This is a genomic window from Dolichospermum heterosporum TAC447 (genome assembly GCF_024584745.1).
Lineage (GTDB): Bacteria > Cyanobacteriota > Cyanobacteriia > Cyanobacteriales > Nostocaceae > Dolichospermum > Dolichospermum heterosporum.
Genome location: NZ_CP099464.1, coordinates 5,243,898 through 5,269,138 on the forward strand (window position 1 = coordinate 5,243,898; position 25,241 = coordinate 5,269,138).

The following is a 25,241-nucleotide window of genomic DNA, read 5'->3' on the forward strand; positions in this document are numbered from 1 at the left end:
CCTAGTAGTCTGTGAAGCCGAAAATGACGGGTGAAGGCAAGCAGGGGGAGAAGAGAGGCGGGGGGTAGGGGGTAGGGGAGGTAGGGGGTAGGGGAGGTAGGGGGGTAGGGGAGGGAAGAACAGAGGTTTTTTCCGATCATTCCCGTCAAAATAAATTTGACAGATGAATTATATCTTTCCCAAGCAGATTAAATATTTATGCGGTATTCTCTGAACTGGGTGCTTTGGCAATTAAATTCTTATGATGCAGACGAGTGGAATAATTATCTGTCTTAGTTATATTTTGGGTTTGCTGTTTACGGCTATTCCTTGGGGTGGTGTGTGGATTTTATTATTGGGTGTGGTTGGGGCGGTTTTCTTTCGCCGCATATATGCTAATCTGCGGAAGTTTGCTCTGAAAAGAGAAGGTGCTGTTGGCAAAGATAAGGCGATCGCTAATAACTGGACGGCTACTCCTCATCCGAGAATATGGTTAATTGCTGGTGTGGTGGGTTTGTTGGCTACTGTTTATTGGCAATTGCGTGTTCCTCAACCGGGAATTAAGGATATTAGTCAGTTTGCGGCTGGGGATAATAGTAATCTTGAACAATTAGTGATTGTACGGGGGTTGGTGGATAGTAATCCCCGCGTAACTCGTAATCAACGGGGACAATTTTGGTTAGCAGCGACTCAGTTAGATGAGGTGAAAAATGATAGCGTTCGCGGAGCGTCCCGGAGGGAACTAGTGCCGCTGCAAGAGGGTCAGGAGGGAGGGGGGATTCCCAAGGGTGTGACGGGTAGGCTATATGTGACTGTGCCGATATTGCAATCTACGGGGTTATATCCTGGACAACAAATTGCGGTGACTGGATTTTTGTATAAACCAACTGCGGCTTCTAATCCTGGTGGTTTTGATTTTCAGAAATATCTGCGGCAGGAGGGGACTTTTGCGGGTTTAATTGGTAGGCAGATTAATATTTTGGATGATGAACATCCTTGGGGATGGTGGCAGGTTCGTGAGAAAATTGGGCGATCGCAATCTCGTTTATTAGGTGTTCCTGAAGGTCCCCTTGTTAGTGCAATGGTCTTAGGTAGTAAAGCCGTTGATTTACCCTATGATATCCGGGATTTATTCGTAAAAGCAGGTTTAGCCCATGCTTTAGCCGCATCTGGGTTTCAAACTTCTCTAATTTTGGGTGTAGTTTTACAGCTAACAAGACGTACAAATAAAGCCACACAAATTACTCTTGGTAGCTTGGGATTAATTACTTTTCTGTTTTTATCAGGTTTTCAACCCGCAGTATTAAGAGCCGTAATTATGGGTTTTGCCGCTTTGTTGGGTTTGGCTTTAGAAAGAAATGTGAAGCAATTGGGATCTTTATTAATAGCCGCAACATTATTATTGTTATTTAATCCTCTATGGATTTGGGATTTAGGTTTTCAACTGAGTTTTTTAGCGACTTTGGGATTAATTGTCAGTGCATCTGCAATCACTCAACGTTTAGATTGGCTACCACCTGCGATCGCTTCTTTAATTTCTGTACCCTTAGCAGCCACAATTTGGACTTTACCCCGACTGCTAGAGTTTTCTAGTGTCATTCCCGTTTATAGTGTGCCTCTAAATATTTTGACGACACCATTTATTTCTATCATTAGTATTGGGGGCATGATTAGCGGTTTGGTGAGTTTGATTTCCCCAGATTTAGGTGGCACTTTAGCCAGTTTTTTATATTATCCAACCCATTTATTAATTCAAATGGTGGAATTTTTTGTTAAGTTGCCAGGTAGTTTGGTAGCAGTTGGGAGTATATCAATTTTGCAAATGCTCACTATTTATATCTTAATTATTTTAGTTTGGTTAGTCGGGTGGTGGCAAAAACGTTGGTGGTTTGCAGGTTTCATAGCAATTGGTTTGGTACTTGTTCCCATTTGGCATTCTGCTAATAATTTGGTGAGAATTACTTTGTTAGATACTAGAACTGAACCTGTTTTAGTAATTCAAGATCGGGGAAATATTGCCGTAATTAATAGTGGAAATGAAGGCACGGGTAGATTTACGATTTTGCCATTTTTGAGACAGCAAGGGGTAAATCAGATTAATTGGGCGATCGCTAGTAAGTTTACAGGTTATACTAATGATGCTTGGTTGGAAATTATGCAAAGTCTACCAATTAAAAATTTGTATGAATATGCTCCTAAGTTAGAGGACAATATTGCAACTCAATTACTACAACAGGAACTCCAAAAACAGCAAGGAATTTATCAAAGTTTAGGAGTTGGACAACCTATAAATACTCCCACAATCACAGCACAATTAATTAATGACCAAGTACCGATTTTAAAGTTACAAATTTTTGGTCAAAGTTGGTTATTAGTAGGGAATATTAAATCTCAACAAATTAAAGAATTAATTAAAAGTGGTGATTTGTCTTCTCCCCAGGTGTTGTGGAGTCCATCAGAATCTTTGCAAGATTTAGTTTTAGCACTCAAACCACAAATAGCAATTTCTCCTGCTAATAATCTAGATAAGAAAACATTATCTTTATTAAGTAAAGGACAAACAAAACTTTTCTTTACTGGTAAAGATGGTGCGATTCAATGGACACCTAATGGGGATTTTCAAACTTTCATTCAGACAACAGAAAATAAATCTTCTGTTTTGTAAAAGAGTATTTTTTCGCGCCAAGATACAAAGGAGCAAAGACGCAAAGGCAGAATGTAAATAGTTGAAGGTCAAACATCATTAAGACTTTCAACTTTCCTGCTTTAAGCATCTTGCGGATTAAGACGACTCATTTGCCATGTGGTGTATGTACCTATGGGACTCCAAATTAAATAAGGTAATAATAGTAATGCTGCCCACAGCGATACAGATAAGACTGCAAGGGTGATTAATATACAAATTAGTAGTCCAGTGCCACCAATGATTGTACCAGCAATGAGACTGCGAAGACGGATCATTATGGGGCTATAGGCTATGGTAAATATCTCTAGAAGTAGGTACAAACCCATCATTAGGCGAGTTATATCGGTATTTGGACTGTGTTCCCAAATAATATAAGCTGACCAAGCACCACAGATAAAAATTATAGTCCAAATCAGGGGAATTGCTGATTCAAAGGTTAACCATTTAGGTCTTTGTAAATGCCGAAACCATTGACTCTGGTTGGGTGTAATCCAGTTACCAGCGAAGCCGACGAAGAATGCTATAGTGCCAATTATCATCCAAGATTTAATCATAACTCCCTTGGTACTGACTTTGGTGAAAGTCTGACGCAATGATATTACAACAAAATAGTTCCCTAAGAGTGTAGATAAATATTTTAACTTCTAATTTGCAGGTGCTGTATTAAATAGGTGTTAATGAAGCTCTTTTATATTGAAAAATTTGAAGACGTGAAAATATTAGGATCTTCATGTTCTTGACAAAACAGTATTAACTCATATATTAGCCATTATGATCTGTGTTAATCATTTTATTGAGAGTATGTTTATATACTTGACCAAAGCAGTGAAGTAAAAATGATGTAATTTGAATTTATAAAGCGGTTTTCTGGTATAAATCATTGTAATTAACCAAAAAATATAACTTATGACTCATTTTGGTATTCTTTGTCCAGCAGCAATAGGCCATCTCAACCCAATGTTTGTTTTAGGAAGAGAATTAAAACGGCGTGGTCATCGTGTTACATTATTCCACATCCCCGATGTTCAATCTAAGGTTGATAAGGCTGGATTAGAATTTTGGAAAATAGGAGAAGCTGAATTTTCCCCTGGAACATTAGAAGTAATGTACAAACAGTTAGGAGAATTGAGTGGAATGGCAGCATTAAATTTTACAATAGATTGGCTAGAAAAGGAAACGAAGATGCTATTTGGTGAAGCACCTACAGCAATCTCGAAAGCAGGAATAGAGGCTTTATTAGTAGATCAAGTAACAATTGGAGGCGGAACTATTGCCGATTTTCTAAAAATACCTTTTATCACTGTATGCAATGCTCTTCTTATTAATAGGGAACCAGGAGTTCCACCTTATTTTACCAATTGGGAATATAATACAGCCTGGTTGTCTACTTTGCGAAACCGTGCAGGTAACTTTTTACTTAATCAGTTATCACAAAAAATCTGGAAATTAGTAGCAGATCAACGTCGTCAATGGAATTTAGCAAATTACACTTGTCGTGATGATGCTGGTGGAAAACTCGCTCAGATATGTCAGCTACCTGCTGAATTTGACTTTCCGCGAGTGCGTTTACCTAAAACATTTCATTATACTGGTCCCTTGCAAGATCCATCAGGATTAGAGCCTCTTTCATTATCACCAATGCCTTTTCCTTTTGAGAAATTGAATGGTAAACCATTAATTTACGCTGCATTAGGTACTTTACAAAATCGCAAACAGGAAATTTTTCAAATGATTGCAGAAGCATCTATGGAATTGGATGTACAACTTGTGATTTCTTTGGGTCAGCCACAAATAAAAGAATTAGATTTTAACCTCGCAGATTCACCTGTAGTCGTACCTTATGCGCCCCAACAGCAATTGATTTCGCAATCTGTTCTCACTATTACTCATGTTGACACTCCCCGGTCTAAAGACACGGGGATTCTTAATCGAATAATTGCAAACACAACTGCTCGAATAATATCCGCTTTTCAGGTATTACCTTAGATGTACGGTTCCCCGCCTGATGCCGTTTGCCATTTCTGGCGGCATCGTTGCATAAAAGGGCGTTACTTTCTCCCAGTCCAGGAGTAGGCACTAACGATTGGTGCGTCGGCTTTTTACGTCTGTTGCTGACGAATTTCAAATTAGCTCTTCGTAAAATTGTCCGAGAAGCCTGAGTATCAGCATGGTCAATATGACCACAGTTTTCACAAATGAACTTTTCGCCATCTCTATTAGCTTTACTAATATGATGACAAGCCGAACATTCTTGAGAAGTAAATTTAGAATTAACGGATAATACTGGCTTACCAGACTTCAATGCCAGCCAAGCAATCTTAGAAAATAATTCGCCCCAACTGGCATCAGAAATAGAGCGATTTAATCCACGTTTTGCAGATTGACCATTAGCCATAAATCGTCCTTGCTGCCTTTTGGGTTTGCAGCGGGACTTCATAGCCTTAACATTTAGATGCTCTTGGACAATTGCCTCAGCGGTGTTAACAACTTTATTGGCTGCTTTCCATTGATGATCATTTCGCTTATCTGCAATCTTTTTATGTAGCTTGGCAACTATTTTCCCAGCTTTTTTGCGATTGTTAGAACCCTTGACTTTACGATTAACTCGGCGCTGTCTAATTCTTAATTGACGGCGAATTTTCTTATTAGTTGCCAGATGAGGATTTTCAATAAACGAACCATCAGACAAAGAAATTAATTTATTAATTCCTACATCAATACCTACTGCTGATTTGACGGTTTCAATTTCTGTAACTTCAGGTAGGGATTCAGGTAACTCGAGTAATACACTCATGTACCAGCCGTCAGCTTCTTTAATCACTGTCACCGTTCTAATATCAGCATCTATTGGAATAGTACGACTATCAAAATAGCGCATAGTCCCCAGTCCAGGAAAGTAGGCATGGGAATAGCATCGGGGCTGATTAGATTCACGATTAACAGTTAATTTTACTTGTCCTGGCTTGAATTGAAATGTTTTAAAGTTGGCTGCTTTACGAAACGCAGGGAAACCCCTTTTGTGTTGAAAAAATCCGTTATAAGCAATATCTAATTTAGCTAAATTGCCTTGTAAAACATCTGAATTAATTCGGCTATACCATTCAGACTCAGAACGTAGTTCAGTTGTTCTCTTGCCTTGAATATCAGTCGCACTACCCCAGGTTAAACCATGCTTCTTACTATTTTTTGTTAACCCAGAGGACATTACACCATGCTTAACGACGGGGCAGGTCAAAGGGCAATAAGAGCCATATTCAATACGAGTATCTAAGTCTGAAAATGCACCATATTGGTAAATTACTGACTCGTCTGATTTCTGGTTATTAGTTTCAAATCCGCGCTGACGTTCTGCCAAACAATAATTTCTGTGTTTCCGTAAAGTAACAAGCCACTCAGACATTAAGGCTTGTTGCCCAATAGATGGTTGTAGCTTGAATCTCCAGCGTATTTGCACAGGTTTATTTTGTTGATGTGATTGACGATATAACTATTATATGGCAGTATTACAGTAATGTCAACCCAATATTGTATATGAAGAAAAAACCTCTAGCGGTGTACCTAGATGAAACTGAAAGAAAGAAACTTGAGGATATCGCCCAAGGTTGGGGAATGAGTCTTTCGTCAGCCTTAAAAAGATTAGTTAGAGAGAAATAAAATGTTGAAAAGATTTAATGACCCGCATCATGATCGAGAATATTGGAAGCGGTTAAAACCGCACGGGTAGGCTTTCCCCCGCGCTCTAAAGAGACGCGGCTCCCAGCCTTCCCGCGATCCCCTGGTGGTATGAATGCAGTTTTAGGGGCTTTAAGTAGTGGAGTTCCACTGGTAGCAATTCCGATTACTAATGAACAGCCAGGAATTGCTTCTCGGATAGCTTATACAGGTGCTGGAGAATTTTTACCCTTGTCTCGTTTAAATGTTACGAGTTTGCAGGAAATAATTAAGCGGGTCTTAACAGAATATTCTTACAAACAAAATGCACTGAGGCTAAAAGAGGCAATTGTTAGGGCTGGAGGAGTGAATTATGCTGCTGATATTGTCGAAAAGGCTATCTATACTCGCAAGCCGATTCTATTTGATCAAATAAATTAAAAATAATTTCGTTGGATGAGATTAAAATTGGAATTGGGTAATTGTTTTAATTATTGTACATTTCTTTAAGGCTGATGTCCACCGATAGGAATACAAAAATTAAATATCATTCCTATCGGTAAAACTTTACGAGTCACTAACTATTATCGGGCGGTCAATAGTGCTTTGGTTGCGGATTCTCCTAAAACTTTGACTTGGCGATTTAATTGGAAATTTAACAAAGCTACCACTGTTAACTCCGCTAAAAGTGCCAGAAAAATTGTTGTCGTCCGAGTATATTCTATAGCTGCCCAAGGACAGGTAGAAAATAACCACAAAATAGGATGTTTTGAAGGACTAACACCCAAAATGGCAAGAACAATTGGCGGTAAAAACATCGCTACACCAATAGTTAGCACTGTCCATACATAACGCTTGGGATTTTTCATGAGTAGCATCAATTGAGCAATTGTGGCATACATCAACATCAATGTGAAAGCTAAAACCATAGCTAATATGACTTTGTTCTTATCAACACTACCATTATGAAAATTAGGAGGTGAGAACAGAATCCAGATTATTATGGGTGTGGTAGCAATTAATAGATTAATGACTATGGCAACAATTGCTGGGCTTTTTTCACCAAATACTAAATCTTTTAATATAGATTTATCTCGATGATTTTGGTGTCTATATCTTGCCCAATCTTGGATAGTTTGCCGCTGCGGTGAAAGCACAATAGTTAAAATTAGAACTAAGGCAAAATTGAGTAAAGCCATGAGGACGATGATGCCCATATCTGATTTGTTCTCAACTGCACCTATAGTCAATCCCAAAAACATTACCTGAGTAAAGGCTATAAATAAATAACTTTGTTTTTTACTCAATATTGTGCTATCTGTATTCCGAAAGCAGCGTTTCATTGCTTGCCAAATACCGTAGGAACAAATTCCGTAATTAACTAAATGAAAGCTGACTAAGGTAAGGAAATTTTTTCCTATTGGTAAGTAGAAAAATTGTAGTTGGCTGATTGATGAATCTTTATAGGAACGAAACAGATTAGGAAATAGATAATTGGTGATATCCCAGGGACTTAAAAATCTCATCCAAGTTAGGGGATTATTAAAGCCTCCATAAGAAGATACCATTGTCATTGTCATAAACAAAAATACAAGTACAGCACCGCTACCCAACCAAGGTTGAAAGTTACCAAACCAACGACTCACTAAACCAAAAATTAGGGCTGTACTGTAGAAGAAAAGACAACTTGCGGCAATCACAGCATAATAACTGAAAATGTAACTCAAGGCGATTTTAGCAGAATGTCCAGCCCACAAATGCAAAGGAACGGCTGTGAAGACAAAAAGATAAATTAAACTGGGGACTCCGAGAATTTTTCCAGTTAAAATGCTGGTTTCTGATTGAGGACTTAGACGAATAAAGTTTAATGTTCCTCGTTGTTCTTCTTTGGCTAAATCACTAATTAATAAATAAGTTCCGCCAACTAAGAGGGTAAAAATGAAAATTACACTAAATGTTAAAAATGTGTATTCCCAATGATCTCGCCACCATAATTGCCAGTCTATTTTATCTAAAGGACAAATATTTTTCGATAAATAGTTCTGAAGATCAGCTAATTCGGTTTTAACTTGCTGAAGTTGGGCTTCTAAATTGGGAATTATGGTATTATCTGATAGTCGAATTTGCTGATAATTAGTTATTTTTTGGTTGAGTAAGTTTTGTTGTCTATAAAGTTCTTGTTCCTGATTTTGGTATACTTCTCGCAAAGTGCAGTAGGTTGCTCGGAGATAGTAGTTTTCGTCAGGAAATTCTCGGAATTGAAATATGAAAACTATGAGTTGTAGTAGTAAGGAAGAACCCATAGATATGATCAGATTAAAAGGTTTGAATCTGCCTTTTAGTTCTCGAAATAACTGGGGATTTAATTCTCCAACTCTGTCTATGAAATTTAGTAACATTGTCAATACCTCTAAAAGTTGAGAAGTTTTATTTGGGAATAATTTTTAAGTTTGTGCAGAAAATAAATCCAAAATCTAAAATCTAAAATTATCTATGATGCTTGTTTATGACCTAATTTGAGGAAAATAGTTTCTAGGTCTTCTTGTGTACAATGAAACTCTGTTAAAGGAATTCCTGCACTGATAAGCGATCGCAATAAATCAGCGGAATCTTCTGGTTTACCGGAAAAATTTACTCGCACACTATTTTGACTAAGTATTAATTCCCATTCTTCCACTAAGGGATGATTTTTTAATTCACTCACTAATATATCTATATTGCCCAAAGTGGTGATAAAAATCTGCTGTTGGGAAAGACGTTGATAGAGATGTTTGAGTGAAGAACTTTCCACTAAAAAACCTAATTCCATAATTCCTACGGATGTACATAACTCTGCTAAGTCGCTAAGTACATGAGAAGAAATTAAAATTGTCATGCCGGCTTCTTGCAAAGCCTTAATAATTTCCCGGAACTGCATCCGCGCAATAGGATCAAGTCCCGAAACAGGTTCATCTAAAAGTAGTAAAATTGGTTCATGAATAATGGTGCGGGCTAAACTTAAACGCTGTTTCATCCCCCGTGAGAGGGTAGAAATCATACTATGTCGTTTATTACCCAGTTGAATCAGTTCTAAAACTTCGTGGAGACGTTGGGTACGGCGCTTTCCTTGTAAGTGATACAATCGGGCAAAATAATCTAAATAGTCCCAAACTGTCAAATCTTCATACAGTGGATAGTCATCGGGTAAATAACCAAGACGACGTTTAAGTTTTAAGTTGTTTTGATCTTGCAGGAGGCGATAGTCCGAAGGACCCGCTACGCGATCGCCATTAATATAAATCTCACCCGTAGTTGGTTCTTCAGCAGTGGCTAACATCCGAATTAGGGTGGTTTTACCTGCACCATTAGGACCAATTAATCCGTAAACTTCACCCGTATGGATTTCTAAGTCAACATCATTTACAGCAATATGTCTTTCAAATTGCTTAGTGAGTCCAGTGGTGCGAATTGCTATTTCTCTTACCATCGCGGCTGGGTGTGGCTTGTGTGCAATAGTTAACTTAACTCGGTTATACAATAGTATTTACTTCCGTTTCGGAAATGGAAACGAAATAATTTAAAATTTAAATAAAACTATTAATTTATCTGCGTTTATCTGCGTTTATCTGCGGTCAATAATTCTGAAAATCTTACTTCATATTTCTGGGGATAACTCAAACCTCCAAAAATTAGTTAAATTAGCGGTATGCTGCAATTAAGCAACCATAGAGACAAATATGCCAAGAACACAGAAAAACGATAACTTTGTTGACAAATCCTTTACAGTAATGGCAGATATCATTCTCAAGATATTGCCAACCAACAAAAAGGCGAAAGAAGCCTTTGTTTATTATCGAGATGGAATGTCCGCACAGGCAGAAGGCGAATATGCCGAAGCACTAGACTACTATACAGAAGCCTTAGAAATGGAGGAAGACTCTAATGATCGGAGTTATATCCTTTATAACATGGGTTTAATTTATGCCAGTAACGGCGATCATAATAAGGCTTTAGAGTATTATCATCAGGCCATTGAATTAAATCCACAATTACCCCAAGCCTTGAATAATATTGCCGTGATTTATCATTTTCAAGGTGAGAGAGCTAAGGAAGCAGGGGATAATGACGGTGGTGAAGCATTACTTGATCAAGCAGCGGATTATTGGATTAGAGCGATTCGTATGGCTCCCAATAACTATATTGAAGCTCAGAACTGGATAAAAACCACCGGGCGATCGCAAATTGACATATTCTTTTAACTTAGTCATTAGTCATTAGTCGGTTGTAAAAGTTTGCCTAACAACTGACAAAGAACAACTGACAACTGACAACTGACAACTAACAACTGACAATTAACAAATTATGATTGATAGTGAACAAGTTCGTAAAGTCGCTAATCTCGCTCGTTTAGAATTAACAGCAGACGAAGAGGCACAATTTACCACTCAACTGGGTGGTATTCTAGACTATATAGAACAACTAAATCAACTGGATGTCACTAATGTAGCCCCGACAACCAGAGCTATTGATGTTAGCAACGTCACCAGAGAAGATATTCTCCAACCCTATCCCGAACGAGAAGCAATCCTCAACAGTGCGCCTCAACAGGAAGGAGATTTTTTCCGAGTTCCCAAAATTCTTAATGCTGATTAGGTGAATACAAAAGAGTAGAGACGCTCCGAGGAACGTCTCTACATCCCCGTAGGGACAGGGGATTAGGGGATTAGGTTTTTGGGTATGCTCTAAATATAGCAGATGATTTTTTATTTGCCAAGTAGTTGAGAATTATTTTTCTATTACTATTATTAAAAAACATTATTTTATACCCAAGTCTGCAATTGTCACATGGGCAAAGCTCTATTTATCCTCAAAAACCATCATCTTTTATAGTATTTCCTAGTCTAACGAAGTACAAATTTATCTGCGTTTATCTGCGTTTATCTGCGTTTTGACCATTATATCGGTGTTCATTAATTTATCCCAAAACCGAAAATAAAGACCATAGTTACAATTAAACTTGTGATGATGAATAGTATGGTGCGTTGGTGTAATCCAATGTTTACCCCAAAAACCACGTATCCATGAATATGGATAAACTTCATAACCCGTATGATTGACAACACCAAATATCGTCATTAAGGCTAGTAATAATCCCACTATACTAATGTGAACGGGAATAATAAAAACCATCAGAGGAATGATAATTGCCTGAATAATACTCTCAACAGGATCAAAAGAAAAAGAAGTCCAAGGTGTAGGGTTGATAGATTCGTGATGGACTTGATGAAAGCGGCGATATATACTAGGAATATGCAACCAGCGATGAGTCCAATAAAAATAAGTGTCGTGGAGAATCAAGTATATAAATAGGCTCAAAGGTAAATAAACCCAACCATAATCCATAAAATTTAAGTAAACCTTGGTATATCCCAAGTTGATCATTTCGATCATAAAAGCACTTGGTAATGCAAAAATAAAACAGGAAAAAAGAGACCATTTGATTTCACTCTTCATTTTACTTTTGCGTTTGTTCATATCATGGAGACGACGAACCTCCCAAGACGGGGGACGACGAACCCAAAGTAACCAATAGAGAACCGAAGATACAGTTAGGTATCTTGTCGAAAGAACAAAAAACATAAACACGGTTAAAATACCAAATTGTCTTAGATTAGGGAACATAAAATTAGCTTTTATTGATACTAGATATTAGTGACGATATACAATTGAAATATTCAGGTAAGTGTAGAAATTTTCCAACGCTAAAGTGTGCAGCTTGAGGACTTTAGATTGGCGTTAGCGAAGCGTACGCAGCGCAGCGAGTATTTTTGATTAATTCCGCCCTGAAGAGGCGGGGAATCTGTACCGAAAACTCCAAATGTGACATATTTAAGCTAAAATCCAAAATCTAAAATCTAAACTTTTTCGGTCAATTTTTAGTTGACACCCTTGCACCATTAGGAATATCTAATTCAATAGTTGGACCTCTATCAAGAACTTCAATATCCCATTGTCCACGACTGGAGGATTCAAACGCAATATAACGCCCATCAGGACTAATACTAGGATTTCTCACCCAACCACGATAAGTAGGGGTCAGAACTTGTGATTGTTGGGAAGCGCGATCGTAAAGTGCAACAACAGGTCTACCTTGATCACTGGTAATATAACAAATATAACGGCCTGTATAACTCAAACTAGGACTTTCTATAATTACTGACTGTCTGTTTAATCTTGGTGTAGGAATAAAACTTTGATTTTCTAAATCGTATAATAACAACTGCTGATAACGAGAACGATTGGAGACAAAAGCCAAAAAACGCCCATTACCACTGATAGCAGGTTGTTCTTCAGTATATCGGCTATTCAGAGAAGTAACTCCCAGGGGGATATTATCAGCACTACAAGATATCAGCAAGCTTGTCAAACCAAAAATTAGGCTCCAATAAATTGACTTTTGGAGCCAGAAGCTAGGTGTAAATGTTTTCACATTACTGTTTTCCGTCGTCAACCCCAAACGTGTTAAATGTCATCATCAAAATCGGAATTATCTGGCTCGTTATTTGGCTTGTTAATGGGATTATAAGGAACATATTCCGTTGGGATAGCTTCATCATCATCCTGTCTTCTGGGAGAAACTGAATCTCTAGGTGGACGACGTTTTCTTGGTCTAGCAGTAGGTGTAATATCATCCTCACGATTTTCTTGGCGTTGAGGGCGATTATTGCCAGTATTGCGACGTGCTGGTTTTCTCACTGCATCTTGGGAATTTGAAGTTTCCCAATCGTCAACTGGTTTGGGAGTAGAACCCCAATTTTCATCTTCATAACCCTCACTGGGACGACTGACTGAACGCCCAGAATTGTTACGACGCTTTCTTTCTGGTGATTCTGGTTTTTCCCTGGTACGTGAGTTTGGTGAACTGCGTGGTGGCTGATCTTCGTAATAGTCATCACGGGTAGAACGTTCGTCTCGACTACCGCGAATTCTCGGACGCTGAGGGGCTTCTTCGTCTTCTTCATAGGGTAGCGGTTCTAAATCCGCATCCATCTCAGCTTGATAGTTGCGCCGCTCAGAATAAGAATATTTTCTGCTAACCTCGCGTTCATCGTCCACAATGGGAGTGTTTCGTTTTGCTTGCTGAGTAGCGATACTTCGCAGACGAATACTTTCGACGGCAAAAAATACTGTAGAACCTACCAAAAGCAATTGACCAAATTGCAAAATTGGATCAAGTCGCCATCCTTGAAATACGAGAATAAAGCCGCATAACAAGCCAACTGCGGCAAAAAAGATGTCCTGATCTCTTGACAGTTCTGGGCGGACAGAACGAAGAAAGTACAATGCTGCTCCAGCTACAGCTAGGAAAATTCCTAGAATACTGGCTGAGTTTGCTCCAAAATTTACCTGAGCCAAAACACTGGCTGAGTTCAGCCCCAAATTAACCATTGGTGTTTTCCTAATATCAAATCTATATTAACGAGTTACACTTACTATCACTATTTTAACCAGTCATAATATTGTGGAAGAGGAATACTGGAGTCCAGAAGAAAGAAGAAGATGCTTCTCCAGTCCCCAGTCCCCAGTCCCCAAAAATTAAAAACGTTGGATTTTATCTTTTTGGCTAATGAAAATTAGACCAATGGTAGCAGGGATAACGACGATCGCAGTACCCAAAAGGAGACTCCAAAGAAAATTTGCTAAAGAGGGTGTCATAGTTCTCAACCTTTTTTTACACAGTTTATTTTCATTTTAATCTTGGATTACTTTCTTGAAAAGTAATCCAAGATTATCAGGGTTATTGGTCGGATGTAATACAATCGAGTGCTGGGAAACCCCACTCATAAAGGGTTGACGATTTCCTGAATGTATCTCAATCAAGTACATACCGCACGTCTAACCTGGTATTTACTTGATTGATGATCCCAAGTCAATAACTTTGTTTTTCTATTCTCACAATAAAATGGCACTATTTAGTTAAAATTGAGGGAAGAATACGTTACAAAACTTAAAGTTTATCAACTTGCGCCCAAGTTTTGGATTCTCTCACAGATGGTAGCTAAACAAAATGACTGGTGTTAACTTGACTGCTTGGATTCTTGGTCCGGTTTTGGGAGTGATGACGTTTTTATTTATTTTCCGCATTATTCTAACGTGGTATCCCCAAATCAATCTCAATAGTTTGCCTTTTAGTCTAATCGCCTGGCCGACTGAACCATTTTTAATCCCACTGCGGAAGTTTGTACAACCTATTGGTGGTGTAGATATTACCCCGATTATTTTAGTGGCGATTTTTAGCTTTATCCGGGAAATTTTGCTAGGTCAGCAAGGGTTACTGACCATGTTAGACAAGTAGTAGGAGCCAGAAGGTAGGGGCGCGGGGCCCGCGCCCAGTCAGGAGTCAGGAGGAAGAAAACGACCAATGAATGACCAATGACTAATTACTGCATTTTCATGTCCTGGACAAAGCTGGTGTAAATGTTACCTTCTAAAAATTGTGGGTTTTCCATAATTTTTTGATGAAAGGGAATGGTTGTAGGGACTCCTGTAATTGCACATTCTCTCAATGCGCGTTTCATGCGGGTAATAGCGGTGGCTCGGTCTGGTCCCCACACAATTAATTTACCTATGAGAGAGTCGTAGTAAGGGGGATATGGTAGTCCGTGTATACGTGGGAATCAATCCGCACCCCTGGTCCTCCGGGGGGAAGATAACCACTAATTCTGCCGGGGGCTGGACGAAAATCATGATCTGGGTCTTCAGCATTAATCCGGCATTCAATGGAATGTCCTCTCAGAACCACTTCTTTTTGCGTGAGCTTTAGTCTTTCACCTTGGGCAATGCGAATTTGTTCAACTACTAGGTCTATACCAGTAATCATTTCTGTTACTGGATGCTCCACTTGTATCCGGGTGTTCATTTCCATGAAATAGAACTTACCGAATTTATCTAGAAGAAACTCGATAGTTCCTGCTCCGGTGTAGTTAATAAATTGGGCGGCTTTAACGGCAGCTTTTCCCATTTTTTGCCGTAAGTCAGGGTCGAGAGCAGGACTAGGGGCTTCTTCTAGGAGTTTTTGGTTACGACGCTGAATTGAACAGTCTCTTTCACCCAGATGGATAACATTACCATAGTTATCCGCTAGGATCTGAAATTCAATGTGGCGGGGACGTTCAATAAATTTTTCTATATAAACGCCTGCGTTGCCAAAGGCTGCTCCTGCTTCCCCCCGCGCCGCGAAGAAAAGTTTGACAAATTCCTCTTCGTAACGGACTAGCCGCATTCCTCGACCGCCTCCGCCTGCGGTAGCTTTAATCATCACAGGATAACCAATTTTTTTGGCGATCGCTAATCCTTGTTCTTCTGATTCTACTAACCCTTCACTACCGGGAACTGTAGGTACACCAGCCTTTTGCATTGTTTCTTTGGCTGTGGACTTATCCCCCATGAGCCTGATAGATTCAGGACTAGGACCAATAAAAGCAATGTGGTGGTCGGCACAAATTTCGGCAAATCTGGCATTCTCTGATAAAAAACCATAACCAGGATGAATGGCACTAGTATTGCGCGTTAGTGCAGCAGCAATAATATTGGGAATATTCAAATAACTCTTACTGCTGGCAGGTTCACCAATGCAAACCGCTTCATCTGCAAGTTGGACGTGGAGAGCATTTCTGTCAACAGTCGAGTGAACAGCTACTGTGGCAATTCCCATTTCTTCACAGGCTCGGAGAATGCGAAGGGCTATTTCTCCTCGATTGGCAATTAATATTTTGTCAAATTTCATTTTCTAGTTACGATATCAGTACCAGTAGATTCACATTTTCTCCCATCCTGTTGACATAAAGCTGTTGCATTACTGTAAATCGTGACAGGAGATCCCCAAACATAATTTTTAACAGACTATTAGATTATGTGGCATCTTTCCTAGACCTTTTAATATGACTTGTGCTGCAACTATATTTCTGTTAGTCTCATACCCATTCAAAAAATATCTGGGAAATATTTGCAAAAACTTGTGTTTAAGAGATTTTTTTATGTTATGCTGTAATCTGTGTTCAAACCGCGCGGATGTGGCGGAATTGGTATACGCGCACGCTTGAGGTGCGTGTGGGCATAGCCCTTGCGAGTTCGAGTCTCGCCATCCGCATTTTTGAATGTAAATAACCCGCTGTTAGGTCAGGAAAATGACTATACCAGCGGGTTTACATTTTTTGATCAAAGTCCTTATGTTTGATTCTTTGCCAGCGTCTCTAGTGATGCTGATTTTCGTGCTATTGATAGGAGTATATATAAACTTTTGTAAAGAACATTGACTACTACTTTTAATCCCACGAATGATCTAATCCTACCAAGCGCTTGGCATTGCCTGACTCCTATTTGGCAAGGCGGGGAGGAAGCGATTAAATACGGTTTACCGCACACTCAGTTAGCACCAACTTGGCAATTACTGCTTTTGGGTGATGGTTCTCCGACTCGGCACGTCCAACTACTTACGGGTGAACCAACGGAGGTAGATGTGATTGATATGTCAGCAATTGGCATGAGTTCCGATAATGCACCGACTATAATGCAGATGCTACCAGGTCCAAGAATTAGAAGACAGGTATGGGTGCGAACTGCTTCTGGTCAGAGGTTATATTATGCTGCTTCTTGGTGGGAAGCAAGTCATGTAGATGAGTATTTACAAAACAAGTCTTTACCAATTTGGGCAAGTTTAGCGCGGTTACGAACTGAGTTATATAGAGATGTGCAAGGTATTTATTATGGTAACTCAGAGGCGTTAGAGTCGGGTTTTAATGAAAAAGGTCCGTTTTGGGGTCGCCATTATTTATTTTGGCATCATGGACAACCGCTGACTTTGATTTATGAAGTTTTTTCGCCGTTTTTAACTAAATATTTGGGCGCTATGAATTTTGAAAGTTAATTTTCTCCATGACTATACTAAACATGGTTAAGACATGGACTTTTACAAAATTACAAAAAACATCAAGTCGTCTCATTCCCAGTCTCTGACTGGGAATGAATTCTAGAAGGCTCTGCCTTCAATGATATTAGGGAACATTAGGAATGACAATATTTATCAGCTTAACTATTTTCTTTATTACCAAAAAAGATGATTTCAATATATATGAAAATTCTCAATATGGGATAAAGGTAAAATATCTAAAAACCTGGGAAAGACAAGATTTAGAAAACCCAATTACAGCCGAAGTTGTGACTTTTATCTCTCCTCAACAAAGTGATACAGATAATTTTCAAGAAAAAGTAACAATTAGCGTTGATAAGTTTTCTGGCAGATTAGATGATTGGCAAAAATCCAGTATTCAGGAAATTAATAATACTGTATCAGGTGCAAAGATTGTTGATAAAAGTGTAACGAATTTGGCAAATAAAGAAGCTAGTAAATTGGTGTTTACGGGTAAAAATGGTCAAGATATTTTAAAAAATATGCAGGTTGTGACTTTAAAAGGTGATCAGGCTTATACGATTACTTATACTGCGAAAGTAGATGATTATGATCAGTTTGTAGAAACAGCAGACAAGATAATGAATTCATTGGAAATTAATTAATTGTCTGAATCAGGATTTGAGGATTTATGGCTAACGCCACGCTACGCGAACAGGATTTATTATTATAAATATCCTGAAGATTAACTGAAAGGGTTAAAAAGAGGGATACCACAACTATCAAAATCACGAATATTGCGCGTAACTAAAGTTAATTGATGTATCTGGGCTGTAGCAGCAATCATCATATCTGCTTGGGTAACTGTTTTACCGCTTAATCTTTGTTGTCCTCTTATTTTACCGCAAAGTTGAGCGATTTCAGCCGTGATAGGTAAAATTTGGCAATCATTTTTAATAAAATTATCAAACCAATTTTGAATTTTTAGGTTAGGTTTTGATGTTAATCCATAATGTATTTCTTCCAGAGTAATTACACTAATATTTATGGAAGATAAATTTTTTACCCATATTAAAACACCAGGATTAGGCTGAGGTCGCACTAATTCGCTAATAATGTTCGTATCACATAAAAAAATCATTGCGGATATTAAAAAAAGAAATTAGGACGGTCTTGACGAGAGGGAATTTCTAAAGAATAATCTTCTTCAATACAGATTTGCTGAAGTTCTTTAAAAGCATCAGCTAAAGTTTTTATTTGTTTATCTTGTACTAAAATTTCTTGAGGATAATCTAAAGAAATTTGAGATTGGTTTAAAAAATGTTCAGTTTCTTGAAGTGAGGAAAATTTTAGTAATTGTTGAATTTGTACAGAAGTCATGATTTTATTTCTATAAGCTTCTACTGCTAAAGCTTCCAAGAGTTTTTGTGGTAAATCTTGCCAGTTTTGTTGTAGTTGGTTGCCAATATCTTCAGGAATTTCGATAGTAATTTGCATATTTTCGTCTTTTTTCCAAAATCAGGATTTATTTAATTATACATGATATTTTTTGTCAGAATCAGGATGTCCAGGATTTAAGGATTTTCAGGATAGTAATTTTGGATGTTGTTGGTGAGGATTGTCTGAATCAGGATGTCCAGGATTTGAGGATTTTCAGGATGGTAATTTGGATGTTATTTGTGAATATTTTAATACTGTAAATTACAGCTACACCAATAGTCTATTAAGAACAACAGATTGGTTCTTATGCTAAAATCTCTATTTTTCATGGATAATAAAAAAATAACATCCTGTACATCCTTTAATCCTGGATATCCTGATTCAGACAAAAATACTATCGTTGTAATTCCCTAATTCTATCTTGGGCTTTTCTCAACAAGTCCTCATTACCCCCCTGTTGTTGATATAATTTCACAGCTTGCTGATAGTCAGATATTGCTGCTTGATTATTTTCTAAAAGATAATGAGCATTTCCCCGGTTGTAGTAGGCATGGGCATAGTTAGGATTAATTTTGATAGCTTGGTTGTAATCGGCGATCGCAGCTTGTTTATCTCCTAAATCATAACTGACAACTGCATCTAGCAACAATGCAAGTGCAATTGCTTCTGCTTCACCTCTATCTAAATCTCGCTGTAATAGCTGTACCAAAGATGGATTATTAACCTCCCGCACTTGAAGCCATCCTGCAACTAGAGCTTCTCGCAGTGGCGAAGTATTACTGATCACTGCCAATTCATAATGGCGATTAATCCCTCGTTCTCCTAATAATTTCCCAAATTCATATTTTCCCATAGAAGCTAACTCTCTAGCCTTACCAAAAGATAATAGTTCTTGACTATAGAGAGCCAATGCTAATTCAACCAATAATTCCTGTTCTATACGTTTTTCCGGTAGTCGGATTGCTGCAATTACAGAATCGGGAATAGACAGTTGCACACTCATAATTGTTTACCCATCAATTAAAAAAATACCCAAAAATTTCTTGTGGTGCGGGACGAAAAGCCCGCTAATCATCAAGGACGGGCAGGATGCCCATCCCACAAAATTGGGTAATTTATTTTTTGGTGTTCCCTTAGAAAAATTCGGCGTGTCTGAAGTTTTCAACCCCCTAAACTAGTAGTCTGTCAAATAAATTTTGACGGGTAATGATCGGAAAAAAATTCTGTTCTTCCCTCCCCCACCTCCCCCACCTCCCCTACCCCCCCTACCTCCCCTACCCCCCCTCCCTCCCCTACCCCTGCTTGCCTTCACCCATCATTTTCGGGTTGACAGACTAGTAGGTTACATCTCTTGTGGGGTGGGCATCCTGCCCATTAAAAAATCCCCCACCTCACGGCAGGGGATTTTTAATTACCTAAAAGCAGTAGTCAGGATCAACCAAACTTACCAGCCGTAGAGGCAATGAGGAACGCTGCATAGGTGACGATGTAGCCAACAGTGAAGTGAGCTAAACCAACCACACGAGCTTGAACAATGGAGAGAGCAACGGGCTTGTCCTTCCAGCGAACTAAGTTAGCTAAAGGAGTACGTTCGTGGGCCCAAACCAAGGTTTCAATTAACTCTTGCCAGTAACCTCTCCAAGAGATGAGGAACATGAAACCAGTAGCCCAGACGAGGTGTCCGAAGAGGAACATCCAAGCCCAAACAGACAAGTTATTCATACCGTAGGGGTTGTAACCGTTAATCAACTGAGCAGAGTTAGCCCAGAGGTAGTCACGGAACCAGCCCATGAGGTAGGTAGAGTTTTCATTGAACTGAGCAACGTTACCTTGCCAAATACCGAGGTGTTTCCAGTGCCAGTAGAATGTTACCCAACCGATGGTGTTTAACATCCAGAACATAGACAGGTAGAAAGAGTCCCATGCGGAGATATCGCAAGTACCGCCACGGCCTGGACCGTCGCAGGGGAACGCATAACCGAAGTCCTTTTTATCGGGCATCAGTTTAGAACCACGAGCATCCAAAGCACCCTTAACGAGTACCAAGGTGGTGGTGTGGATAGCCAAAGCGAAAGCGTGGTGAACCAAGAAATCGCCAGGTCCAATGGTCAAGAACAAGGAATTTGTTCCAGAGTTGATGGCATCTAACCAGCCGGACAACCAAACGTTACCAGCATTGGGGTAAGCGGTGTAAGCAATACTGTCGGGGTTAGACAACAGTACATTCAAGCCATACAAAGCTTTACCTTGAGCAGCTTGGATGAATTGAGCAAATACTGGCTCAATCAAGATTTGTTTTTCAGGAGTACCGAACGCAACAACTACATCGTTGTGAACATATAAACCCAGGGTGTGGAAACCCAAGAAGAGAGATACCCAGCTAAGGTGGGAGATGATCGCTTCTTTGTGTTGTAACATCCGGTCAAGGACGTTACCTTTGTTTTGTTCAGGGTCGTAATCACGTACCCAGAAAATTGCTGCGTGAGCAAAAGCACCAACCATCAAGAAACCAGCGATGTACTGGTGGTGGGTGTACAGTGCTGCCTGTGTGGTGTAATCCTTAGCGATGAAAGCATAAGGAGGCAGAGCGTACATATGCTGCGCTACCAAGGAACAGATAGTTCCCAAAGATGCCAAAGCTAATGACAACTGGAAGTGCAGGGAGTTGTTGATGGTGTCGTAAAGACCTTGGTGGGGCAGGTTGAACTGACCTTCGCTCTTGCTACCAGGTACTAAACCGGATTTGGAGTTCAGCATTTCTTTAATGCTGTGACCAATTCCGAAGTTAGTCCGGTACATATGACCAGCGATGATGAACAAAACTGCGATCGCCAAGTGGTGGTGAGCCATGTCAGTCAACCACAAGGATTCTGTTTGGGGGTGGAAACCGCCCAAGAAGGTAAGAATCGCAGTCCCTGCACCTGTGGAAGTACCAAATAACTGGCCAGCGGTGTCAGGGTTTTGAGCGTAAACGCCCCAGTTACCTGTAAAGAAAGGAGTTAAACCTTCTGGATGGGGAGCTACAGTCAGGAAGTTATCCCAACCCACGTGAATACCACGGGATTCAGGAATAGCAACGTGAACCAAGTGACCAGCCCAAGCCAGAGAACTAACACCAAACAAACCAGCTAAGTGGTGGTTTAGGCGGGGTTCAGCACTCTTAAACCAAGAAAGGCTAGGACGGAACTTGGGTTGTAAATGTAACCAACCAGCAAATAGGAACAATGCGGACAACAAGAGCAAACCAACGGAACCAGTATATAGTTCGCTGTTTGTCCGCATCCCGATGGTGTACCACCAGTGATAAACACCAGAGTAAGCAATGTTTACAGGGTTGCTTGCACCAGCTTGGGTGAAAGCTTCAATTGCTGCTTCACCGAAGTGAGGGTCCCAAATTGCATGGGCAATTGGACGGACGTGCAGGGGATCTTTAATCCACTGTTCAAAGTTACCTTGCCAGGCTACGTGGAACAGGAGGCTGGATGCCCACAGGAAGATGATTGCCAAGTGACCGAAGTGCGTAGCGAAAATCTTTTGGTAAAGATTCTCTTCCGTCATGCCATCGTGGCTTTCAAAGTCGTTGCCTGTAGCGATCGCATACCAAATCCGACGAGTAGTCGGGTCCTGTGCGAGATCCTGGCTAAATTTTGGAAATTTTGTTGCCATAGGTGTGATCTGTCCTCTGACCTTTAGCCATTATTTGTCAGCAAAATTTTAGATTTTAGATTCTGGATTTTGGATTAAATCTAAAATCCAAAATCCTTTCAGATTCGGCAGTCGCTCATGGGGGAAACCCCCAAGCCCCTTACGGGTTTGCCAGTTCCCTCAGGCGGGAAACCCGCTTTCAGGACTGGACTCACCGCGTTGCCTCACCAAAATTCTACTGATTTTTATCCTACTGATAGGATGTGTGCGTGGAAGAATGCCCAAGTAGTAGCAATTCCTCCTAATAGGTAGTGAGCCACACCTACAGCCCGACCTTGAGTGATGCTCAGTGCGCGAGGCTGAATTGTTGGGGCTACTTTCAGTTTATTGTGCGCCCAAACAATGGACTCAATGAGTTCTTGCCAGTAGCCACGACCACTGAATAGGAACATTAAGCTGAACGCCCAAATAAAGTGAGCGCCTAAGAACATGAGTCCATAAGCGGACAATTCAGTTCCGTAGGAGTTGATTACTTGTGTAGCTTGCGCCCACAAGAAGTCACGTAACCAACCGTTGATGGTGATAGCACTTTCAGCAAAGTTACCGCCAGTAATGTGATTTACTGTGCCATCTGCATCTACTGTTCCCCAGACATCAGACTGCATCTTCCAACTGAAGTGGAAAATTACAATTGATAAGGAGTTATACATCCAGAAGAGTCCAAGGAAGATATGATCCCAACCGGACACTTGGCAAGTACCGCCACGACCTGGACCATCGCAAGGGAATCGGAAGCCTAAGTTAGCCTTGTCTGGAATCAGACGAGAACTACGGGCGTACAATACACCTTTGAGCAAGATGAGAACAGTAACGTGAATGGTGAATGCGTGAATGTGGTGAACCATAAAGTCCGCTGTACCCAATGCAATGGGCATCATAGCGATCTTGTCGCCGATAGCGACGATTCCACCACCAAAAGCATGACTAACTACTTGAAGAGCGTTAGGTGCTGTATTACCAGGAGCTAATGTGTGCAGGTTTTGCACCCATTGAGCAAATACTGGTTGCAATTGAATTGCACTGTCGGAGAACATATCTTGGGGACGACCCAAGGCACGCATGGTGTCATTGTGGATGTACAAACCAAAGCTGTGGAAGCCTAAGAAAATACAAACCCAGTTGAGGTGAGAAATGATAGCGTCACGGTGACGAATCACGCGATCTAAAACGTTGTTTTGGTTAACAACAGGATCGTAATCCCGCACCATGAAGATGGCTGCGTGAGCAGCACCACCAACAATCAAGAAACCACCTATCCAAATATGGTGAGTGAAGATACACAATTGTGTTGCGTAATCAGTTGCCAAGTAAGGATAGGGAGGCATCGCGTACATATGGTGAGCGATGATGATTGTCAAGGAACCCAAGAAAGCTAGGTTAGTAGCTAATTGAGCGTGCCAAGAAGTGGTGAGGTTTTCGTAAAGACCTTTGTGACCTTCGCCAGTGAAAGGACCTTTATGAGCTTCTAGAATATCTTTAATACTATGACCGATACCCCAGTTGGTACGGTACATATGACCAGCAATGATGAACAGTACAGCGATCGCTAGGTGGTGATGAGAAATATCAGTCATCCACAAGCCGCCTGTAACTGGGTTTAAACCACCCTTAAATGTGAGGATATCAGCGTAAGCTCCCCAATTTAAGGTGAAGAAAGGTGTTAAACCACTGGCGAAACCAGGGTAAAGTGCTGCCATTTTTGCTGTATCAAACAGCAACTCATGAGGCAGAGGGATGTCCTTAGCTGCCACACCTGCATCTAACAGTTTGTTGATTGGTGCAGACACATGGATTAAGTGACCAGCCCATCCCAAAGAACCACAGCCTAGCAACACCGATAAGTGATGATTCAGCATTGACTCCACATTCTGGAACCATTCCAGTTTAGGAGCGCGTTTGTGGTAGTGGAACCAGCCAGCAAATAAGAACAAGCCTGCTAATACCAAGCCGCCAATTGCAGTTACATATAGCTGGAAGGAGCTAGTGATACCCCAGCCACGCCATACTTGGAACAAGCCAGAGGTGATTTGAATGCCGCGGAAACCGCCGCCCATATCACCGTTTAAAATGTCTTGACCAACAATAGACCAAACTGTTTGGGCGCTGGGCTTAATGCCTAATGGGTCAGCAAGCCAAGCTTCGTAGTTAGAGAACTTAGCGCCGTGGAACAACATTCCGCTCAACCAGATTGCTACTACAGCCAAATGGCCGAAGTGAGCGGCGAATATCTTGCGGGAAATGTCTTCTAAATCGCTTGTATGTGTATCAAAATCATGGGCGAGGGCATGGAGGTTCCAAATCCAGGTTGTGGTTTTTGGGCCTCTGGTTAAGGATCTGTCGAAATGTCCTGGCTTTGCCCATTTTTCAAATGAGGTAGGAACCGGGTCATTGTCAACGATCACTCTTGCTTTTTTTTCCTCTCGCTCCGGAGGACTAATCGTCATTCGACCTCCTCTCTATAAGGAATGGGGAATCATGAATACCACCTAGAATAACACAGTCGCCGTTTTCAGATTGCTCTGGACTAGCGATGCGGTTGCCGTGTGGAAAAGAAAAGTTGTTTCTGTTGAATTATAGAGTCTGAACTTGCACATTGTTATAGACCTGTTAACAATAATTAAAAATAGCCAAATTTATTGTCCAATCGGCTTTATAAGTTCCTATACATTGTCCAAAAGTCAATAGACTCTTCATTTAATTTACAAAGAACAACAATTTGGAAAACTTATGATTCATACGCAGAGCCGCTCAAACTCGTGCCATTTGGCTACTTTTATCTAAAATTAGCGGTCTGAAACCAAATTTATTTTCTGAGGACAAGTCAAAAAAATCACTTATTCGCCATTCTAATCAGATGAAAGTAGGTAAATTTATAACTTTGGTAGTAGATTT

Annotated in this window: 22 protein-coding genes, 1 tRNA gene and 1 pseudogene; 10 read left to right on the forward strand and 14 right to left on the reverse strand. The window is 40.1% G+C overall.

The features are described 5' to 3' along the window. Nucleotides 1-241 precede the first annotated feature (241 nt). Nucleotides 242-2,644: a ComEC/Rec2 family competence protein gene (locus NG743_RS23960; protein WP_027401511.1), complete on the forward strand. Its 2,403-nt coding sequence runs from the start codon at nt 242-244 to the stop codon at nt 2,642-2,644. Nucleotides 2,645-2,745: 101 nt separating this feature from the next. On the opposite strand, the gene NG743_RS23965 is transcribed toward NG743_RS23960, so the two are convergent. After that, nucleotides 2,746-3,219: a TspO/MBR family protein gene (locus tag NG743_RS23965; RefSeq protein WP_027401510.1), complete on the reverse strand. Its 474-nt coding sequence runs from the start codon at nt 3,217-3,219 to the stop codon at nt 2,746-2,748. A gap of 352 nt (nt 3,220-3,571) precedes the next feature. Here NG743_RS23965 and NG743_RS23970 point away from each other — a divergent pair, with 352 nt between their 5' ends. After that, the gene (locus NG743_RS23970; RefSeq protein ID WP_257121042.1) at nt 3,572-4,651 is read left to right on the forward strand and encodes a glycosyltransferase; all 1,080 of its coding nucleotides are present in this window, start codon (nt 3,572-3,574) and stop codon (nt 4,649-4,651) included. Here NG743_RS23970 and NG743_RS23975 read toward each other — a convergent pair. Next, nucleotides 4,590-6,065: an RNA-guided endonuclease InsQ/TnpB family protein gene (locus tag NG743_RS23975; protein WP_257121043.1), complete on the reverse strand. Its 1,476-nt coding sequence runs from the start codon at nt 6,063-6,065 to the stop codon at nt 4,590-4,592. The genes NG743_RS23970 and NG743_RS23975 overlap by 62 nt on opposite strands. Before the next feature lie 131 nt (nt 6,066-6,196). Here NG743_RS23975 and NG743_RS23980 point away from each other — a divergent pair, with 131 nt between their 5' ends. Together NG743_RS23980 and NG743_RS23985 are read left to right on the forward strand one after the other, a co-directional pair. Continuing rightward, nucleotides 6,197-6,319 (forward strand): histone H1, encoded by a 123-nt coding sequence (locus tag NG743_RS23980; RefSeq protein WP_027400631.1) that lies wholly within the window; start codon nt 6,197-6,199, stop codon nt 6,317-6,319. A 129-nt stretch (nt 6,320-6,448) separates the two neighbouring features. Continuing rightward, nucleotides 6,449-6,757: a glycosyltransferase gene (locus NG743_RS23985; RefSeq protein ID WP_257121044.1), complete on the forward strand. Its 309-nt coding sequence runs from the start codon at nt 6,449-6,451 to the stop codon at nt 6,755-6,757. A 143-nt stretch (nt 6,758-6,900) separates the two neighbouring features. Here NG743_RS23985 and NG743_RS23990 read toward each other — a convergent pair whose 3' ends face one another. Next, nucleotides 6,901-8,715, reverse strand: coding sequence for an ABC transporter permease subunit (locus tag NG743_RS23990; protein ID WP_027401508.1), 1,815 nt, complete (start codon nt 8,713-8,715; stop codon nt 6,901-6,903). Nucleotides 8,716-8,807: 92 nt separating this feature from the next. Next, entirely contained in the window at nt 8,808-9,782 is a 975-nt protein-coding gene (locus NG743_RS23995) for an ABC transporter ATP-binding protein (protein WP_027401507.1), read from the reverse strand. Between the two features lie 250 nt (nt 9,783-10,032). Between NG743_RS23995 and NG743_RS24000 the strand changes: the two genes are divergently transcribed. Together NG743_RS24000 and gatC are read left to right on the forward strand one after the other, a co-directional pair. Further along, nucleotides 10,033-10,554: a photosystem I assembly protein Ycf3 gene (locus NG743_RS24000; protein WP_027401506.1), complete on the forward strand. Its 522-nt coding sequence runs from the start codon at nt 10,033-10,035 to the stop codon at nt 10,552-10,554. A gap of 103 nt (nt 10,555-10,657) precedes the next feature. Then, entirely contained in the window at nt 10,658-10,948 is a 291-nt protein-coding gene (gene gatC, locus NG743_RS24005) for an Asp-tRNA(Asn)/Glu-tRNA(Gln) amidotransferase subunit GatC (protein ID WP_027401505.1), read from the forward strand. A gap of 264 nt (nt 10,949-11,212) precedes the next feature. Here gatC and NG743_RS24010 read toward each other — a convergent pair whose 3' ends face one another. From NG743_RS24010 to psbX, 4 genes are all read right to left on the reverse strand, one after another. Continuing rightward, nucleotides 11,213-11,698 (reverse strand): sterol desaturase family protein, encoded by a 486-nt coding sequence (locus NG743_RS24010; RefSeq protein ID WP_257121045.1) that lies wholly within the window; start codon nt 11,696-11,698, stop codon nt 11,213-11,215. 526 nt (nt 11,699-12,224) lie between these two features. Continuing rightward, entirely contained in the window at nt 12,225-12,785 is a 561-nt protein-coding gene (locus NG743_RS24015) for a TolB family protein (RefSeq protein ID WP_027401503.1), read from the reverse strand. 32 nt (nt 12,786-12,817) lie between these two features. Continuing rightward, nucleotides 12,818-13,744 (reverse strand): Ycf66 family protein, encoded by a 927-nt coding sequence (locus NG743_RS24020; RefSeq protein ID WP_027401502.1) that lies wholly within the window; start codon nt 13,742-13,744, stop codon nt 12,818-12,820. Between the two features lie 147 nt (nt 13,745-13,891). Beyond that, entirely contained in the window at nt 13,892-14,011 is a 120-nt protein-coding gene (psbX, locus tag NG743_RS24025; protein WP_039200676.1) for a photosystem II reaction center X protein, read from the reverse strand. A 352-nt stretch (nt 14,012-14,363) separates the two neighbouring features. Here psbX and NG743_RS24030 point away from each other — a divergent pair, with 352 nt between their 5' ends. Next, entirely contained in the window at nt 14,364-14,651 is a 288-nt protein-coding gene (locus tag NG743_RS24030; RefSeq protein WP_027401501.1) for a YggT family protein, read from the forward strand. A gap of 85 nt (nt 14,652-14,736) precedes the next feature. On the opposite strand, the pseudogene accC reads toward NG743_RS24030, so the two are convergent. Beyond that, nucleotides 14,737-16,082 (reverse strand): annotated as a pseudogene (gene accC, locus NG743_RS24035) (acetyl-CoA carboxylase biotin carboxylase subunit). Between the two features lie 280 nt (nt 16,083-16,362). Here accC and NG743_RS24040 point away from each other — a divergent pair. From NG743_RS24040 to NG743_RS24050, 3 genes are all read left to right on the forward strand, one after another. After that, nucleotides 16,363-16,445 (forward strand) — tRNA-Leu (locus NG743_RS24040). 162 nt (nt 16,446-16,607) lie between these two features. Next, nucleotides 16,608-17,222, forward strand: coding sequence for a chorismate lyase (locus tag NG743_RS24045; protein WP_027401499.1), 615 nt, complete (start codon nt 16,608-16,610; stop codon nt 17,220-17,222). Nucleotides 17,223-17,365: 143 nt separating this feature from the next. Continuing rightward, nucleotides 17,366-17,869: a PsbP-related protein gene (locus tag NG743_RS24050; protein ID WP_193963638.1), complete on the forward strand. Its 504-nt coding sequence runs from the start codon at nt 17,366-17,368 to the stop codon at nt 17,867-17,869. Between the two features lie 80 nt (nt 17,870-17,949). Here NG743_RS24050 and NG743_RS24055 read toward each other — a convergent pair whose 3' ends face one another. From NG743_RS24055 to psaA, 5 genes are all read right to left on the reverse strand, one after another. Further along, complete coding sequence (locus NG743_RS24055) at nt 17,950-18,345, reverse strand: type II toxin-antitoxin system VapC family toxin (protein WP_193963636.1); 396 nt, start codon at nt 18,343-18,345, stop codon at nt 17,950-17,952. Nucleotides 18,346-18,353: 8 nt separating this feature from the next. Next, nucleotides 18,354-18,701, reverse strand: a complete 348-nt coding sequence (locus NG743_RS24060) for a UPF0175 family protein (protein WP_257121046.1) — start codon at nt 18,699-18,701, stop codon at nt 18,354-18,356. A gap of 337 nt (nt 18,702-19,038) precedes the next feature. Beyond that, the gene (locus NG743_RS24065; protein ID WP_228044096.1) at nt 19,039-19,647 is read right to left on the reverse strand and encodes a UPF0175 family protein; all 609 of its coding nucleotides are present in this window, start codon (nt 19,645-19,647) and stop codon (nt 19,039-19,041) included. A gap of 431 nt (nt 19,648-20,078) precedes the next feature. Then, nucleotides 20,079-22,310 carry a photosystem I core protein PsaB gene (psaB, locus tag NG743_RS24070; protein ID WP_027401492.1) on the reverse strand — a complete coding sequence of 744 codons (2,232 nt, stop codon included), beginning with the start codon at nt 22,308-22,310 and terminating at the stop codon, nt 20,079-20,081. 224 nt (nt 22,311-22,534) lie between these two features. Further along, nucleotides 22,535-24,793 (reverse strand): photosystem I core protein PsaA, encoded by a 2,259-nt coding sequence (gene psaA, locus NG743_RS24075; protein WP_027401491.1) that lies wholly within the window; start codon nt 24,791-24,793, stop codon nt 22,535-22,537. Between the last annotated feature and the right edge of the window lie 448 nt (nt 24,794-25,241).